This window comes from Streptomyces sp. NPDC031132 (assembly GCF_055570595.1).
In genome coordinates this window covers 554038-570616 of sequence record NZ_JBVIGX010000002.1, presented here as the reverse complement: position 1 = coordinate 570616, position 16579 = coordinate 554038, and the positions used below count along the sequence as shown (strand labels likewise).

The following is a 16579-nucleotide window of genomic DNA, read 5'->3' as shown; positions in this document are numbered from 1 at the left end:
GGCTAGGCCTTAGTGTGGAGGTTACCCACAGGGCATGAGGAAGGTCAGGAGTCCCCTTCTCCTTACCTCCAAAGAAAAGACACAGACCCCCCGGCTTGGTTGCCCCGCTTCTCGTTGTGCGGAACGGTCGAGCGGCTGCCGGACCCGCTGCGGTACCCTGGCGCCATGCGTGCCGTACGCCTTCTGCTTACCGAGCCGCGCTGATGAGTGCCGACCCTTCGAGACGGTCGGCATCGGCGCGGCGCCCCCTCCTGTGCGAGGGGTTTTTTCGTTTGGGCAGGCAGAGACGGCAGAGACGATCGATGGAGCTTCAGAAATCATGAGCGAGACGAACACCCCGGCCCCCGAGGCGGCCGAGGCGCACCGTTACACGGCTGCCATGGCCGCCGACATCGAGGCACGCTGGCAGGACGTATGGGACGCGCAGGGCACCTACGAGGCCCCGAACCCGACCGGTGACCTGGCCGGGGACGCCGCGGTCGTCGCGCGGCCCAAGAAGTTCATCATGGACATGTTCCCGTACCCGTCCGGTGCGGGCCTGCACGTCGGTCACCCGCTGGGGTACATCGCCACCGACGTCTTCGCCCGCCACCAGCGGATGACCGGCCACAACGTCCTGCACACCCTGGGATTCGACGCCTTCGGCCTGCCGGCCGAGCAGTACGCCGTGCAGACCGGCACGCACCCGCGCGTGTCCACCGAGGCGAACATCGAGAACATGAAGCTCCAGCTGCGCCGGCTGGGCCTGGGCCACGACAAGCGCCGCTCGTTCGCGACGATCGACCCGGACTACTACAAGTGGACCCAGTGGATCTTCCTGCAGGTCTACAACTCCTGGTACGACGCGGACGCGGCCAAGGCCCGCCCGATCGCCGAGCTGGTCGCCGCCTTCGAGGACGGCTCCCGTGAGGTCCCCGGGGGCCGCGCCTGGGCCGAGCTGACCGCGGGCGAGCGCGCCGGCGTGCTGAACGAGTACCGGCTGGCGTACGCCTCGGACGCGCCCGTGAACTGGTGCCCCGGGCTGGGCACCGTACTGGCCAACGAGGAGGTCACCGCGGACGGCCGCTCCGAGCGCGGCAACTTCCCGGTCTTCAAGGCCAAGCTGAGCCAGTGGAACATGCGGATCACCGCGTACGCCGACCGGCTGCTGGACGACCTGGACGCGCTGGACTGGCCCGAGGCCATCAAGCTGCAGCAGCGGAACTGGATCGGCCGCAGCGAGGGCGCGCGCGTCGACTTCGCGGTCGGCGACGACGCCGTCACGGTGTTCACCACGCGTCCCGACACCCTGTTCGGCGCCACCTACATGGTGCTGGCGCCCGAGCACGAGCTGGTCGAGAAGATCGTCCCGGCCGAGTGGCCCGAGGGCACGCACCAGGTGTGGACCGGCGGCGCCGCGACCCCCGGCGAGGCCGTCGACGCGTACCGCAAGCAGGCCGCCGGGAAGTCGGACGTCGAGCGCCAGGCCGAGGCCAAGGACAAGACCGGTGTCTTCACCGGCGCGTACGCGGTCAACCCGGTCAGCGGCGACCAGGTCCCCGTCTTCATCGCGGACTACGTGCTGATGGGCTACGGCACCGGCGCGATCATGGCCGTCCCGGCGCACGACAGCCGCGACTTCGAGTTCGCGCGCGCCTTCGAGCTGCCGATGCGCTGCGTCGTGGAGCCCTCGGACGACCGCGACGCCGACCCGGCCGAGTGGGACGACGCCTTCTCCTCGTACGACGGCACCATCGTGAACTCGACGGGCGAGGGCGTCTCCCTGGACGGCCTGGGCGTCGTCGAGGCGAAGGCCGCCATCACCGCGTGGCTGGCCGAGCAGGGCATCGGCGAGGGCACCGTCAACTTCCGCCTGCGCGACTGGCTGTTCAGCCGCCAGCGCTACTGGGGCGAGCCCTTCCCGATCGTCTACGACGAGGACGGCGTCGCGCACCCGCTGCCCGAGTCGATGCTGCCGCTGGAACTGCCGGAGGTCGAGGACTACTCGCCGCGCACGTTCGAGCCGGACGACGCCACCTCCAAGCCGGAGACCCCGCTGTCGCGGAACGAAGAGTGGGTCAACGTCGAGCTGGACCTGGGCGACGGCCGCGGCGTGCGTTCGTACCGCCGCGAGACCAACACCATGCCCAACTGGGCCGGTTCCTGCTGGTACGAGCTGCGCTACCTGGACCCGCACAACGGGTCCGCGCTGGTCGACCCGGCGATCGAGCAGTACTGGATGGGGCCGCGCGAGGGTTCGCCGCACGGCGGTGTCGACCTGTACGTCGGCGGCGCCGAGCACGCGGTGCTGCACCTGCTGTACGCGCGCTTCTGGTCGAAGGTGCTGTTCGACCTGGGCCACGTCTCCTCGGCCGAGCCGTTCCACAGGCTGTTCAACCAGGGCATGATCCAGGCGTACGCATACACCGACGCGCGCGGTGTGTACGTGCCGGCGGCCGAGGTCGAGGAGCGCGACGGCGGCTGGTTTTACAACGGCGAGCCGGTCAAGCGCGAGCACGGCAAGATGGGCAAGTCCCTGAAGAACGCCGTCACGCCGGACGAGATCTGCGAGGAGTACGGCGCGGACACCCTGCGCCTGTACGAGATGGCGATGGGCCCGCTGGACGTCTCGCGTCCGTGGGACACCCGGGCCGTGGTGGGCCAGTACCGGCTGCTGCAGCGCCTGTGGCGCAACATCGTGGACGAGGAGTCCGGCGCGGTCACCGTCGTGGACGGCGAGCCGGGCGAGGACACCCTGCGCGCGCTGCACAAGGCGATCGACGGGGCCGGCGCGGACATGGCGGGGCTGCGCTTCAACACCGCCATCGCGAAGATCACCGAGCTGAACAACGCGCTGACCAAGGCGGGGCGCCCGCTGGAGCGCTCGGTCGCGGAGCGGCTGGTCCTGCTGATCGCCCCGCTGGCCCCCCACATCGCGGAGGAGCTGTGGCACCGCCTGGGGCACAGCGACTCGGTGGTCCACCGGGACTTCCCGGTCGCGGACCCGGCGTACGTGGTGGACGAGAGCGTGACGTGCGTCGTCCAGATCAAGGGCAAGGTCAAGGCCCGCCTGGAGGTGCCGCCGACGATCTCGGAGGGGGACCTGGAGCAGCTGGCGCTGGCCGACGAGGCGGTCGTGGCGGCCCTGGGCGGGGCCGAGATCCGCAAGGTGATCGTCCGCGCCCCGAAGCTGGTGAACATCGTCGTGTGACGTATGACCCCGGTCTAGGGGTAGTCCCGTACGGGCAGGTTGGGGGTTCGTTTGGAACCCCCGGCCTGCCCGTGGCGTTTACGGTGGAGGGGACGGTATCGGCAGGGGAAGGGAGCCTCTCATGGAGGCGGGCGCGTTGATCATCATCTTTGCCCTGTTGGTGCTGTTCGCCTTCTTGGGGCTGGGTGCCTGGGCCACGGTGAAGGTGGTCGGCGCGGCGAAGCGCGGCGTGGACCGCACCCTCACGCAGGCCCGCCGGACCGTGGAGGACACCACGCTGAAGGCGAAGAGCTTCGGGCAGGTGGGCGTGGCGGGGGCGCTGGCGCAGCTGCGGCTGGACCTGCGGACGTCGATGCGGGCCACGCAGCAGGCGCTGTACCAGGGGGTCCAGGCGGATGCCTCGCTGAAGGAGTCGATCGGGCTGTTCGAGCGGCTGAGCGCGCACGGGCACGACCTGGACGACGCGCTGAAGCGGCTGGAGCAGGAGCCGGACCGGGAGCGGATCAGCGGGATGCTGCCGGAGCTGAGGGAGCGGACGGCCAAGGTCACGCAGGCCGCGGACTCCCTGCGGTGGGCGGCCCGCGACCGGGCCCGGCGCTTCGCGGAGGACGACCTGTCGACGCTGTCGGCGCAGATCGAGGTCGAGTCGGGGGCGCTGCGGGACTGGTCCCGCGAATCGGTGGACGACCTCGCGGCGGCGGCAGCGGCGTGGGACGCCCAGCAGGCGCCGACGGGGTCCACCGGGCGAGCCCCGGAGCCCCCGGCGGGTGGTCCCGGCCGCACCCAGGACGCCCAGCCGGCGGCCCTGAACCCGCCGGCCCCGCCGACCCGCCACCCGTGGCAGAAGACGCCGCGACCGGAAACGACCACCTGAGCCGCGACCGCTGACTGCTCCGCGGCCGGTGTGCCGGGTGCGGAGCGGTCAGCGGTGCCATGGCCGACGGCGCCGGAGCCGCCACCTGCCCCCCTCGAACGGGTGGGCGGGTGGGATGGCGGCCCGCGCGTAGCGCGGGGCGCAGCGGCGAGCCCGTCCCCCGGCCAGGGGAGGGGCTGGGCTGCCGTCCCACCCCCACTGGCGGTAACCTCCGGCTCATGTCCCGCCATGTCGCGATCGTCACCGATTCCACGGCCTACCTGCCCCAACCGGCCATGTCGCGGCACGGAATCACCTCCGTCCCGCTGACCGTGGTGCTCGGCGACGAGGCCCTCGAGGAGGGCACCGAGATCTCGGCCCGCAGCCTCGCCCTGGCCCTGCAGAAGCGTCGGTCGGTCACCACCTCCCGCCCCAGCCCGGAGGAGTTCGTACGGGCCTACCGGGCGGCCGCGGAGGCCGGCGCGACCGGCATCGTCAGCCTGCACCTGTCCGCCGAGTTCTCCGGCACCTACGACGCCGCCGTGGTCGCCGCCAAGACCGCCCCGGTTCCCGTCCGCGTCGTCGACACCGGCATGGTCGCGATGGCCCTCGGGTTCTGCGCCCTCGCCGCAGCCGAGGCGGCCGAAGCGGGCGGTTCCGTGGACGAGGCCGTGGCCGCCGCCGAGAAGCGGGCCGCGGACATGTCGGCGTACTTCTACGTGGACACCCTCGACTACCTGCGCCGCGGCGGCCGGATCGGGGCCGCCCAGGCCCTGCTGGGCTCGGCCCTCGCCGTCAAGCCGCTGCTCACGCTGGCGGGCGGGCGGATCGAGATGCTGGAGAAGGTGCGTACGGCCTCCAAGGCCATCGCCCGCCTCGAGGAGCTGGCCGTCGAGCGGGCCGGGGCGGGCAGCGTCGACGTGGCCGTGCACCACCTCGCGGCGCCAGAGCGGGCCGAGAAGCTCGCGCAGCGGCTCCGCGAGCGCATCCCCGGCCTGGTCGAGCTGCACGTCAGCGAGGTCGGCGCAGTGATCGGGGCGCACACGGGGCCGGGGCTGCTGGCGGCGGTCGTCTCGCCCCGCTGATCACCGGAACGAGTGGCCCGGTTATCCACAACGACCGGGATATCCACCGGAATTGATAAATCCGGACCGCTGCCGGGATTCGTCCTTACCGTCGTGACATGACTCTTCGCACGCGTACCTCGCATCCTTCCGGAGCCACCAGCGGACCCGGCCGTCCCCGTTTCTCCGACGGGCGGCTGGGCCACCGCCGGGGCCGCGCACGCCCGCGCCACCCCGAGAGCGCAGCGGTGCGCCGCCGGGCCGAAGCCCTGCTCGGCGGCAGCGGCCCGCCGCAGGCCCCGCCGCCGGAGGCCCCGCCGCAGGAGGCGCCGCCGGGAGAAGGCCCGCCACGGGAGGCCTCGGCATCGGAGGTGCCGCCGCGGGAGGTGGCGCCTCCGGAGGTGGGTCCGGGGTCCGGGATCCGGTCCGTGGCCGATCCGCCGCCCGAGGAGATCCCCCTCTCCGGCACGGTGGCGTTCCGGCTCGCCGTGAGGGAGCGGCTGCCGATGTGGTTGCAGGCCCGGTGCGGGCTGGAGCCGCGCACGGTGGCCGCCGTTGCGGTGGTGCTCGTCGCCGCGGTCGCCTTCGGCGCGCAGCAGTACTGGACGGCCCGACCGGAGCCGGTGACCGCGCCCGCGGTGGTCACCCCGGCACGGGCACCCGCACCGGCGCCGAGCCCCGGGCCTGCGGTCGCGGCCGGAGGTGGCGGTACGCGGATCGTGGTGGACGTCAGCGGCAAGGTCCGTGACCCCGGGGTGCGGCGGCTGCCCGCCGGCTCGCGGGTCGAGGACGCGCTGGCCGCCGCCGGGGGAGTGCGGCCCGGGACGGACACCACCGGGCTCAACCGGGCCCGGGTCCTGCTCGACGGGGAGCAGGTGGTCGTGGGCGCTCCGGCGCAGTCCGCCCCGGGCGGGCCGGGTTCCGGCGCCGTCCCGGGCGTCGGTTCCGCTGCCGGTCCGCTGAGCCTCGGCACGGCCACGGTGGAGCAGCTGGACGGCCTGCCCGGCGTCGGCCCGGTCCTGGCGCAGCACATCGTGGAGTTCCGGACCGCCCGCGGCGGTTTCCGCTCGGTGGAGGAGCTCCGGCAGGTCGACGGCATCGGCGAGCGGCGGTTCGCCGACCTGCGCAAGCTGGTCAGGCCGTGAACCGCCCCGAGGGCGCGGGCCCGCTGGATCTGCGGCTCGCGGTGCCGGCGCTGGCCGCCTGGGCGGCGGCCGCCCTCGCCCTCGACGCGCCGCCCGGCTGGACCGCCGTCGGGACCGGGCTCGCGGTCCTCGGCGCGGGGCTGCTGCTCCTGGCCGGGTGCCGGCGTCCGGAGTCGCTGTGGCGGGTCGGCACGGCCGCGGCCGCCGTCCTGCTCTGCGCCGCCGCCGGTGCCGGGGTGGCGGGCCTCCAGCGGGCCGAGGCGCGGGCCGGGCCGGTCGTGGGGCTGGCCCGGGAGCACGCCCGGGTCCTCGCCGAGCTCACCGTCGGCTCCGACCCGCGGACCGCGCGCAGCGGGAGCGGCCCGCCCGTGGTCGTCCTGGATGCGGTGGTGACCCGGGTGACCGGACCCGACGGGACGCAGACCCGGGTCGAGACCCCCGTACGGGTGCTGGCCGGGCATCCGCAGTGGGCCCGGCTGCAGCCCTCCACCCGGGTCTCGGTCGTGGCCCGGCTGGCCCCGGGCCGGGGCGGGGAGCGCGCCGTCGCGCTGCTGCGGCCCGCCGGGGACACACCGCCCCGGGTGACCGGCGGCCCCGACACCGTCCAGCGGCTCGCCGGGAGGCTGCGGGCCGGGCTGCGCGAGGCCACCGACGGGCTCGCACCGGACGCCCGGGCCCTGCTGCCGGGGCTGGTGGTCGGGGACACCTCCCGGGTGCCGCCCGACCTGGAGGCGGCGTTCCGGTCCACCGACCTGCTGCACCTGCTGGCCGTGTCCGGGTCCAACCTGACCGTGGTGCTGTTCCTGCTCATCGGCCCGCCCGCCTCCGCGCAGCGCGCCGAGCGGGGCGGGCTCGCACCCCGCCTCGGGCTGTCCCTGCGGGCGACGGCCCTGTGCGGGACGGCGCTGACGCTGGCGTTCGTGGTGGTGTGCCGCCCGGAGCCGAGCGTGCTGCGGGCCGCGGCCTGCGGGACGATCACCCTGCTGGCCCTCGCCACCGGGCGGCGCAGATCCTTGATCCCCGCCCTGGCGGCCGCTGCCCTGCTCCTGGTGCTCTACGACCCGTGGCTGGCCCGCAGCCCCGGCTTCCTGCTCTCCGTCCTGGCCACCGGGTCCCTGCTCACGCTCGGCCCGCGCTGGAGCGGAGCCCTGCAGCGGCGCGGGATGCGGCCCCGGTTCGCCGATGCGCTGGGCGCCGCCGCGGCCGCGCAGGCGGTCTGCGCTCCGGTGGTCGCCGTGCTCTCGGCCCGGGTGAGCCTGGTGGCGGTGCCCTGCAATCTGCTGGCCGAGCTCGCGGCGGGCCCGGCGACCGTCCTCGGCTTCGCGGCGCTCGCGGCGGCGCCGCTGTCCCCGCCCGTCGCGGAGCTGCTCGCCCGGTGCGCGGGGGTGCCGGCCGGGTGGATCGCCGGCGTGGCACGGGCCGGGGCGCGGCTGCCGGGCGCGGAGCTGGCCTGGCCGGGCGGGCTCACCGGGGGACTGCTGCTGGCCGCCGCCACCTTGGCCGTCGTAGGGCTCGGCGCACGGATCCGGCACCGGCCGTGGGTGTGCTCCGGCCTGGCCGTGCTGCTGCTCCTGGCCGTCCTGCGGCCGCCGCAGCTCACCCGTACGCTCACCCGCTGGCCGCCGCCCGACTGGAGCTACGTCCAGTGCGCGGTGGGCCAGGGCGATGCCGCCGTACTCGCCGCCGGGCCGGGCACGGCCGTGGTGGTGGACACCGGTCCCGAACCGGGCCCGGTGGACGCTTGCCTGCGCGCCCTCGGGGTGAGCCGGGTGCCGCTGCTCCTGCTGACGCACTTTCACGCCGATCACGTCGGCGGCCTGTCCGGGGTGCTGCGGGGGCGGACCGTGGGTGTGATTCAGACCACCACGCTGGAAGAGCCGGCCCCTCAGGCCGAGTTCGTCCGGCGGACCGCGGCGGCCGCCCGCGTCCCCGTCGTGCCGGCCGCGGCAGGGGAGCGGCGCCGGGCCGGACCCCTGGAGTGGCAGGTGCTCTGGCCCTCGCCCGACGGGCCGCGGCCGGAGGGGCCCAACGACGCCAGCGTCGCCCTGCTGGTCCGCGGCGCGGGCCTGACCCTCCTCCTGCTCGGTGATCTAGAACCGCCCTCGCAGCAGGCACTTCTGACGGCCCATCCGGAACTGGGGCCGGTCGACGTCCTCAAGGTCGCCCACCACGGCTCCGCACACCAGGACCCCGGCCTGCAGTCGAAGGTCCGGCCCCGGCTCGCGATCGTCCCGGTCGGTGCGGGCAACCGCTACGGGCACCCCGCACCGGGTACGCTCGCGCACCTGCGGACCCTGGGCGCGACCGTACTGCGCACCGACACCGACGGCTCGATCGCCGTCGCCGGGAGCGGCCCGCGGATACGGGCTTTCCCCTCCCGTAGGAGGCGGCGCCGACACGGGCATACCGGACACCGTCCTTCTGTTTGCCCACAACCCGACAGCATGATCGAATGCGTCTTCGCCAGAGCGGTACAAGTCCACACAGCACGGGGGTGCACCAACCATGTTCGGTCGCCGAAGAGGGACGGAGACGGCAGGAAGTGCCGGACCGCAGACGTCCGCGACACTGACGCTGCCTCATACGGCGCGACTGCTCAGCTGTCGTGTCCTCGACACCGTCCACCAGCCGGTCAGGCAGGCCAGGTTCGAGGTGACGGACCCGATCGGCCGGCGCATCGTCAGCGGCGAGACCGACCCGTACGGCGGGTTCACCGCGGCCGTTCCGGAGGGCGAGTACCGGCTCTCCGTCACCGCCGAGGGCTTCGCGCCCTTCCACGGGGCGACGCTGGTGGGGGACCCGGCGCAGCCCGGAACCGGGGAGATCGTCCTCGACGCCGTGGAGCCGCCGCTGCTGCCGGCGCCCGGCCACTGGGAACTCGACCCGACGCATTCGTCCATCGCGTTCACGGCCCAGCACATCGGATTCGCCCGGATCCGCGGCCGGTTCAACACGTTCGCCGGGGCGGTACGGATAGCCGACCGGATGGAGGACTCCTCCATGCACGTGATCATCGACGCGGCGAGCATCGACACCGGGGTGCGGTTGCGGGATGACCACTTGCGGTCCGGCGACTTCCTGGACGCGGCACGGCATCCGACGGTCGAGTTCTACAGCGAGCGCTTCATCCACCGCAGCGGCAGCCGCTGGACCGTCGCGGGCGCGCTGACCCTGCACGGGGTCGGCCGCTCGGTGACCCTGGACACCGAGTACCTGGGCCTCGGCACCGGGTTGGAGGGCGAACCGCGCGCGGCCTGCCGGGCCACCACCGAACTGCACCGCGAGGACTTCACCCTCAACTGGCAGTCCGTGCTGGCCCACGGGATAGCGGCGATCGGCTCGAGCGTGGAAGTGGCGCTGGACATCCAGATCGTGCACAAGGCCTAGGCGTGTTGTCCCGGGACGTTGGTGACGCGCGTGCTGGGTGCTTGAAATGGGTGAGGGCCTTCTGGCTCGGTGGGGATTGCGACATCTCAACCGACTTCAGGAGGCCCTCGTGGTCCACCGTAATGCCCCGCTGACCGAGACCGGACGACTGCGCCTGGCCCGGTGCGTCGTGGATGACGGATGGCCCGTGCGTCGGGCGGCCGAGTGTTCCCAGGTCAGCCACACCACCGCCGCCCGCTGGGCCACCCGCTACCGACACCTCGGCGTCGCCGGAATGAGTGACCGCTCCAGCCGCCCCCACCACCAGCCCCGAAGGACGGCAGCCGAGGTCGAGAGGGAAGTGCTCCGCCTCCCTGGGCGGGCCCCACCGAGTGGGGGCCGGCGGGGTGTTACGGGGCTTCCAGCCAGCCCTCGTACTCGGCGGCGAGGCCGTCCAGCACCTTGGTGTCGAGCCGTTCCTGCGGGTCCTCGACCACCACCAGCCACTGGGCGTCCTCGGCGTCGTCCTCGCCGGCCAGCGCGTCGCGGAACAGCTGCGGCTCCTCGGGGAGGCCGAAGCGGTCGACGGCCTCCTGGGCCACCTCCTCGGCGGCGTCGCGGTCGGGCAGCACCAGTACATGTCGCACGTTCACGCGGCCATTCTCGGGTACGGGGCGAGGGGGCCCGCCGTGCGGGGGGCTGTCAGTGCGGCGTGGGATGCTGGACGCGATGGCCACCAGGAAGAACTCCACCGACGATCCGCTCGCCCCGCTCACCCTCGCGGTGGGGCAGGAGGACCTGCTGCTCGACCGCGCCGTACGGGAGGTGGTGGCGGCCGCCCGGGCCGCCGACGCCGACACGGACGTACGGGACCTCGCGCCCGAGCAGCTCCAGCCCGGCACGCTTGCCGAGCTGACCAGCCCGTCGCTCTTCTCCGAGCGCAAGGTACTGGTCGTACGCAATGCGCAGGACCTGTCCGCGGACACGGTCAAAGAGGTGAAGGCGTACCTCGCGTCGCCCTTCGAGGAGATCATCCTCGTGCTCCTCCACGCGGGCGGCGTCAAGGGCAAGGGGCTGCTGGACGCGGCCCGCAAGGCGGGGGCCCGGGAGATCGCCTGCCCGAAGATGACGAAGGCGGCGGACCGGCTGGCGTTCGTGCGGGGCGAGTTCCGCACGCTGGGCCGGTCGGCGACCCCGGAGGCGTGCCAGACGCTGGTCGACGCGATCGGGAGCGATCTGCGAGAGCTCGCGAGTGCGGCCGCGCAGCTGTGCGCGGACGTCGAGGGCACGATCGACGAGGCCGTGGTCGGCCGGTACTACACCGGCCGGGCCGAGGCCTCCAGCTTCACGGTCGCCGACCGGGCGGTCGAGGGGCGGGCGGCGGAGGCCCTCGAGGCGCTGCGGTGGTCGCTGTCCACGGGGGTGGCACCGGTGCTGATCACGAGTGCGCTGGCGCAGGCGGTGCGGGCGATCGGCAAGCTCGCCTCCGCGCCGCGGGGGGCGCGGCCGGGGGATCTGGCGCGGGATCTGGGCATGCCGCCGTGGAAGATCGACCGGGTGCGTCAGCAGATGCGGGGCTGGTCTGCGGACGGGGTCTCGGAGGCACTGCGGGCCGTGGCTGCGGCCGATGCCGGGGTCAAGGGCGGGGGCGATGATCCCGAGTACGCGCTCGAGAAGGCCGTCGTGGCGGTGGCCAGGGCGGCTCGGCCGCAGCGCCGCTAGCCTCCGGCGGGCCGGTTCTCCGGCTTCGGCCTCGCCGGCCGGGGTTGCCTCGGCACGTGTGCCGCCCGTGGCCCCGCTGGGCCGTTGCGGTCCGTAGCCGTAGCCGTAGCCGTAGCCGTAGCCGTAGCCGTAGCCGTAGCCGTAGGCGTGGCCGTGGCCGTAGCCGGGTGGGGTGCCGCTGCGCGGGATTGCCCCTCCCCGCCCTTCGCCCGTTCCCCGGGGCTCCGCCCCGAACCCCGTGCGTCCCGCCGCTGTCGGGGGCGCTGCCCCCGAGCCCCCGCGCCTCAAACGCCGGCGGGGCTGGAGGGGGCCGGGGTGGGTCCGGATGGGGCCGGGGGGCCTCAAGCGCCCGCGGGGCCGGATGGGGTCGGCGGGGCTGAGGGGTGCTTCAAGCGCCCGCCGGGCCGGCGGGGCTGAGCGGTGCCTCAAGCGCCCGCGGGGCTGCGGGGTGCCTCGAGCGCCCGCGGGGTGCCTCGAGCGCCCGCAGGGCCGGCGGGGCTGCGGGGTGCCTCGAGCGCCCGGGCTCCGGGTGGGACGGGGTCGGATGGGGGCCGGTCGGGGAAGACGAAGGCCCCGGGGCCGCCCTGGGGAAGGGTGGCGCCGGGGCCTTCGGTGTTGCTTGTGCACCGCACCCGCGTGGCGAACGCTTCGTGTGCGGCGCGGGGGGCCGGTCAGGAGCGGGAGAGAGGGCCCGCTGGGTCCGTTCCGGCGATCACATCAGAGCTCAGCCCTGGAGGGAGGCAACCTTGGTGGCCAGCGCCGACTTCTTGTTGGCGGCGGCGTTCTTGTGGATGACACCCTTCGAGACAGCCTTGTCGAGCGCACGCGCGGCGGCGCGAGAAGCCACGGTGGCCTTCTCGACGTCACCGGCGACGACGGCCTCGCGGGCCTTGCGGATCGCGGTCTTGAGCGAAGACTTGACGGCCTTGTTGCGCAGGCGCGCCTTCTCGTTCGTCTTGTTCCGCTTGATCTGGGACTTGATGTTCGCCACGAAAGAGCCTTTTCAGGTTCAGAGTTTGATCTTCGGATTGTGTCCCGACAGCTGAGAGGGCATACGAGACACAGCTGCCCAGGCTACCAGGCACGCTCCGACCGGCCCAAACCGAGCGCATCGCCCCGTCCATGGGACCATGGGAACCTGCGTACAGATCCGACGAGAGCCGGAAACGCTTCCGACTGCGACCCGAGAATCAGGACACTGCGTGCCCGCGATCCCCAGCCACGTGCCCGAGCCGAGCCGTACCGACCCGGCGCTGATCCGCAATTTCTGCATCATCGCGCACATCGACCACGGCAAGTCGACGCTTGCCGACCGGATGCTCCAGCTCACCGGCGTCGTCGACCAGCGGCAGATGCGCGCCCAGTACCTCGACCGCATGGACATCGAGCGTGAGCGCGGTATCACGATCAAGTCCCAGGCCGTCCGGCTGCCGTGGGCGCCGACCGAGGGCGAGGGCCAGGGCAAGACCCACATCCTCAACATGATCGACACCCCCGGGCACGTCGACTTCACCTACGAGGTCTCGCGCTCCCTCGCCGCCTGCGAGGGCACGGTCCTCCTGGTGGACGCCGCCCAGGGCATCGAGGCCCAGACCCTCGCCAACCTGTACCTGGCGATGGAGAACGACCTCGCGATCGTCCCCGTCCTGAACAAGATCGACCTGCCGGCCGCCCAGCCGGAGAAGTTCGCCGAGGAGCTCGCGAACCTGGTCGGCTGCCAGCCCGAGGACGTCCTGCGGGTCTCCGCGAAGACCGGCCTCGGCGTCGACGCCCTGCTCGACAAGGTCGTCGCCACCGTCCCGGCCCCGGTCGGCGTCAAGGACGCCCCCGCCCGCGCGATGATCTTCGACTCGGTCTACGACTCGTACCGCGGCGTCGTGACGTACGTCCGTGTGGTCGACGGCCAGCTCAACAAGCGCGAGCGCATCCGGATGATGTCCACCGGTGCCACCCACGAGCTGCTGGAGATCGGCGTCTCCTCCCCGGAGATGACCCCGGCCGACGGCATCGGCGTCGGTGAGGTGGGCTACATCATCACCGGCGTGAAGGACGTCCGTCAGTCCAAGGTCGGTGACACCATCACCAGCCTGCACAACGGCGCGACCGAGGCCCTCGGCGGCTACAAGGACCCGAAGCCGATGGTCTTCTCGGGCCTCTACCCGCTCGACGGCTCCGAGTACCCGGACCTGCGCGAGGCCCTGGACAAGCTGCAGCTCAACGACGCCGCGCTCGTCTACGAGCCGGAGACCTCGGCGGCGCTGGGCTTCGGCTTCCGCGTCGGCTTCCTCGGCCTGCTGCACCTGGACGTGGTCCGTGAGCGCCTCGAGCGCGAGTTCGGCCTCGACCTGATCGCCACCGCGCCGAACGTGGTCTACCGCGTCGTCCTGGAGGACGGCAAGGAAGTCCAGGTCACCAACCCGAGCGAGTTCCCCGAGGGCAAGATCTCGGACGTGTTCGAGCCGGTCGTCCGGGCCACCGTGCTCGCGCCCACCGAGTTCATCGGCGCGATCATGGAGCTCTGCCAGACCCGCCGCGGCACGCTGCTCGGCATGGACTACCTCTCCGAGGACCGCGTCGAGATCCGCTACACCCTCCCCCTCGCGGAGATCGTCTTCGACTTCTTCGACCAGCTGAAGTCCAAGACGCGCGGTTACGCCTCCCTCGACTACGAGCCCACCGGCGAGCAGTCCGGCAGCCTGGTCAAGGTCGACATCCTGCTGCACGGCGACAAGGTCGACGCCTTCTCGGCCGTCACCCACAAGGACGCCGCGTACGCGTACGGCGTGCGGCTCGTCGCCAAGCTGCGCGAGCTCATCCCGCGGCAGGCCTTCGAGGTGCCGATCCAGGCGGCCGTCGGCTCGCGCGTCATCGCCCGCGAGACGATCCGCGCCATCCGCAAGGACGTCCTCGCCAAGTGCTACGGCGGTGACATCTCCCGTAAGCGGAAGCTGCTGGAGAAGCAGAAGGAAGGCAAGAAGCGCATGAAGATGGTCGGCTCGGTGGAGGTGCCCCAGGAGGCCTTCATCGCCGTCCTCTCCAGCGACGAGTCCTCCGGCAAGAAGAAGTAGCCCCCGGGCCGTGAACGGCCTTGAACCGCCTTGATCCGTATGCGGAACAGGCCCCCGTGCAGCCGCGCGGGGGCCTGTTTCGTTATGAATCGGCGTCTCAAGGGCTCTTACGCGCCAGGCGGAGGGCCCCTACTCTGATCACTGCCCGTTGGTTACTCGCCAGTTACAAGAGCTGGTTGCAAGCCCTGTTGGAAGCCGTCATTCACCGCCTTGGATGACAGGCCCTGCCGCGTGGTCCGGAGGACGTCCGTGAGCGACACACAGACCTTGATCGAGAACCGCCCGCCCACCGTGGCGGCACTCTTCCTTGAGCGTGTCGCCGCCACGCCGAACGCCGAGGCCTACCGGTTCCCGGTGCCAGCGGCCGACGGCAGAGGCCCCGACGACTGGAAGTCGCTGAGCTGGGGCCAGGCGGCCGAGCGGGTCTTCGGTATCGCCGCGGGCCTGCTGGACCTCGGCGTGCAGCCCGAGGACCGGGTCGCGCTCGCCTCCAACACCCGCGTCGAGTGGATCCTCTCCGACCTGGGCGTCATGTGCGCCGGCGGCGCCGTGACCACGATCTACCCGAGCACCAACGCCGAGGAGTCGGCGTTCATCCTCGCCGACTCGGCCAGCCGCGTGCTGATCGCCGAGGACGCGGCCCAGCTGGCCAAGGCCCGCGAGCGCCGCGCCGACCTGCCCGAGCTCGCCCACGTGGTGGTCCTGGAGTCAGCCGGCGCGGTACCCGCCGACGGCGACCCGGAGGGCTGGGTGCTCTCCCTCGCCGACCTGGAGGCGCGCGGCAAGGAGTACCTCGCCAAGCACCCCGAGGCGATCAAGGAGCGGATCGCGGCCATCACCGCCGACCAGCTCGCCACGCTGATCTACACCTCCGGCACCACCGGCCGCCCCAAGGGCGTACGGCTCCCGCACGACAACTGGTCGTACATGGCCAAGGCCACCGTCGCCACCGGCATGATCTCCGGCGACGACGTCCAGTACCTGTGGCTCCCGCTCGCGCACGTCTTCGGCAAGGTCCTGACCTCCGGCCAGATCGAGGTCGGCCACGTCACCGCCGTCGACGGCCGGATCGACAAGATCATCGAGAACCTGCCGGTCGTCCAGCCCACCTACATGGCGGCCGTCCCGCGCATCTTCGAGAAGGTCTACAACGGGGTCGCGGCCAAGGCCCGGGCCGGCGGCGGCGCCAAGTACAAGATCTTCCAGTGGTCGGTCGGCGTGGCCCGCGAGTACGCCAAGGTCACCCAGGACAACTACCGGCGCACCGGCAGCGCCACGGCCCCCTTCGGCCTGACCACCAAGCACAAGATCGCCGACGCGCTCGTCTACTCCAAGCTCCGCGAGGCCTTCGGCGGCCGGCTGCGCGCCGCCGTCTCCGGCGCCTCCGCCCTGGCCCCCGACATCGGCTACTTCTTCGCCGGCGCAGGCATCAACATCCTCGAGGGCTACGGCCTCACCGAGTCCAGCGCCGCGTCCTTCGTCAACCCGGGCGAGGCCTACCGCACCGGCACCGTCGGCAAGCCGCTCCCCGGCACCGAGGTCCGCATCGCCGACGACGGCGAGATCCTGCTGCGCGGCCCCGGCATCATGCAGGGCTACCACCTGCAGCCGGAGAAGACCGCCGAGGTGCTGGAGGAGGACGGCTGGCTGCACACGGGCGACATCGGCGAGCTCTCGCCCGACGGCTACCTGCGCATCACGGACCGCAAGAAGGACCTGATCAAGACCTCGAACGGCAAGTACGTCGCGCCGGCCGAGATCGAGGGCCGGTTCAAGGCGATCTGCCCGTACGTGTCGAGCATCGTGGTGCACGGCGCCGACCGGAACTTCTGCGCCGCCCTGGTCGCGCTCGACGAGCCCTCGATCATGGTCTGGGCCGCCGAGAACGGGCTGGAGGGCAAGACGTACGCCGAGGTCCTGGCCGCGGCGGAGACGAACCGGCTGGTCGAGACGTACATCCAGACCCTGAACGAGGGCCTGCAGCGCTGGCAGACGGTCAAGAAGTTCCGGATCCTGCCCCGCGACCTCGACGTGGAGCACGGCGACCTCACGCCCAGCCTGAAGCTGAAGCGGCCGGCCGTCGAGCGTGAGTTCAAGCACCTCATCGACGAGATGTACGAGGGCTCGCGCGAGGCGTAGCGCGGGGCGCAACCCCTGCCACGGCGCCCGCC

Annotated in this window: 10 protein-coding genes and 2 pseudogenes; 10 read left to right on the top strand and 2 right to left on the bottom strand. The window is 72.7% G+C overall.

The window, feature by feature from the left end; genetic code table 11:
- Positions 1–319 precede the first annotated feature (319 nt).
- The 7 genes and pseudogenes from leuS to ACZ49B_RS05610 form a co-directional block, all read left to right on the top strand.
- Positions 320–3190 carry a leucine--tRNA ligase gene (gene leuS / locus ACZ49B_RS05640; protein ID WP_468300710.1) on the top strand — a complete coding sequence of 957 codons (2871 nt, stop codon included), beginning with the start codon at positions 320–322 and terminating at the stop codon, positions 3188–3190.
- A 121-nt stretch (positions 3191–3311) separates the two neighbouring features.
- On the top strand, positions 3312–4064 hold the full coding sequence (locus tag ACZ49B_RS05635) for a hypothetical protein (RefSeq protein ID WP_468300708.1): 753 nt from the start codon (positions 3312–3314) through the stop codon (positions 4062–4064).
- 218 nt (positions 4065–4282) lie between these two features.
- Positions 4283–5128 carry a DegV family protein gene (locus tag ACZ49B_RS05630; protein ID WP_468300707.1) on the top strand — a complete coding sequence of 282 codons (846 nt, stop codon included), beginning with the start codon at positions 4283–4285 and terminating at the stop codon, positions 5126–5128.
- Between the two features lie 98 nt (positions 5129–5226).
- Positions 5227–6252, top strand: coding sequence for a ComEA family DNA-binding protein (locus ACZ49B_RS05625; RefSeq protein WP_468300705.1), 1026 nt, complete (start codon positions 5227–5229; stop codon positions 6250–6252).
- Positions 6249–8621, top strand: a pseudogene (locus ACZ49B_RS05620) (ComEC/Rec2 family competence protein); the annotation flags it as partial. The gene ACZ49B_RS05625 and the pseudogene ACZ49B_RS05620, both read left to right, overlap by 4 nt.
- Positions 8622–8757: 136 nt before the next feature.
- Positions 8758–9639, top strand: a complete 882-nt coding sequence (locus tag ACZ49B_RS05615; protein WP_468300703.1) for a YceI family protein — start codon at positions 8758–8760, stop codon at positions 9637–9639.
- Between the two features lie 109 nt (positions 9640–9748).
- A pseudogene (locus tag ACZ49B_RS05610) lies at positions 9749–9991 on the top strand (leucine zipper domain-containing protein); the annotation flags it as partial.
- 37 nt (positions 9992–10028) lie between these two features.
- Here ACZ49B_RS05610 and ACZ49B_RS05605 read toward each other — a convergent pair.
- Positions 10029–10271 carry a hypothetical protein gene (locus ACZ49B_RS05605; RefSeq protein WP_468300701.1) on the bottom strand — a complete coding sequence of 81 codons (243 nt, stop codon included), beginning with the start codon at positions 10269–10271 and terminating at the stop codon, positions 10029–10031.
- A gap of 76 nt (positions 10272–10347) precedes the next feature.
- Between ACZ49B_RS05605 and holA the strand changes: the two genes are divergently transcribed.
- Positions 10348–11340, top strand: a complete 993-nt coding sequence (gene holA / locus ACZ49B_RS05600) for a DNA polymerase III subunit delta (RefSeq protein ID WP_468300699.1) — start codon at positions 10348–10350, stop codon at positions 11338–11340.
- 724 nt (positions 11341–12064) lie between these two features.
- On the opposite strand, the gene rpsT is transcribed toward holA, so the two are convergent.
- Positions 12065–12331 carry a 30S ribosomal protein S20 gene (gene rpsT / locus ACZ49B_RS05595; protein ID WP_030384651.1) on the bottom strand — a complete coding sequence of 89 codons (267 nt, stop codon included), beginning with the start codon at positions 12329–12331 and terminating at the stop codon, positions 12065–12067.
- Positions 12332–12542: 211 nt separating this feature from the next.
- Here rpsT and lepA point away from each other — a divergent pair, with 211 nt between their 5' ends.
- Both lepA and ACZ49B_RS05585 read left to right on the top strand, forming a co-directional pair.
- A complete protein-coding gene (gene lepA / locus ACZ49B_RS05590; RefSeq protein WP_468300697.1) occupies positions 12543–14408 on the top strand; it encodes a translation elongation factor 4 in 1866 nt (621 codons plus the stop codon).
- 249 nt (positions 14409–14657) lie between these two features.
- Positions 14658–16547: an AMP-dependent synthetase/ligase gene (locus ACZ49B_RS05585; protein ID WP_468300695.1), complete on the top strand. Its 1890-nt coding sequence runs from the start codon at positions 14658–14660 to the stop codon at positions 16545–16547.
- Positions 16548–16579: the final 32 nt, after the last annotated feature.

Bases quoted from the DNA above. Each gene is read 5' to 3' on its own strand.
- ACZ49B_RS05625 (WP_468300705.1), top strand. From the start codon at position 5,227: ATGACTCTTCGCACGCGTACCTCGCATCCTTCCGGAGCCACCAGCGGA.
- leuS (WP_468300710.1), top strand. From the start codon at position 320: ATGAGCGAGACGAACACCCCGGCCCCCGAGGCGGCCGAGGCGCACCGT.
- holA (WP_468300699.1), top strand. From the start codon at position 10,348: ATGGCCACCAGGAAGAACTCCACCGACGATCCGCTCGCCCCGCTCACC.
- ACZ49B_RS05615 (WP_468300703.1), top strand. From the start codon at position 8,758: ATGTTCGGTCGCCGAAGAGGGACGGAGACGGCAGGAAGTGCCGGACCG.
- ACZ49B_RS05635 (WP_468300708.1), top strand. From the start codon at position 3,312: ATGGAGGCGGGCGCGTTGATCATCATCTTTGCCCTGTTGGTGCTGTTC.
- ACZ49B_RS05630 (WP_468300707.1), top strand. From the start codon at position 4,283: ATGTCCCGCCATGTCGCGATCGTCACCGATTCCACGGCCTACCTGCCC.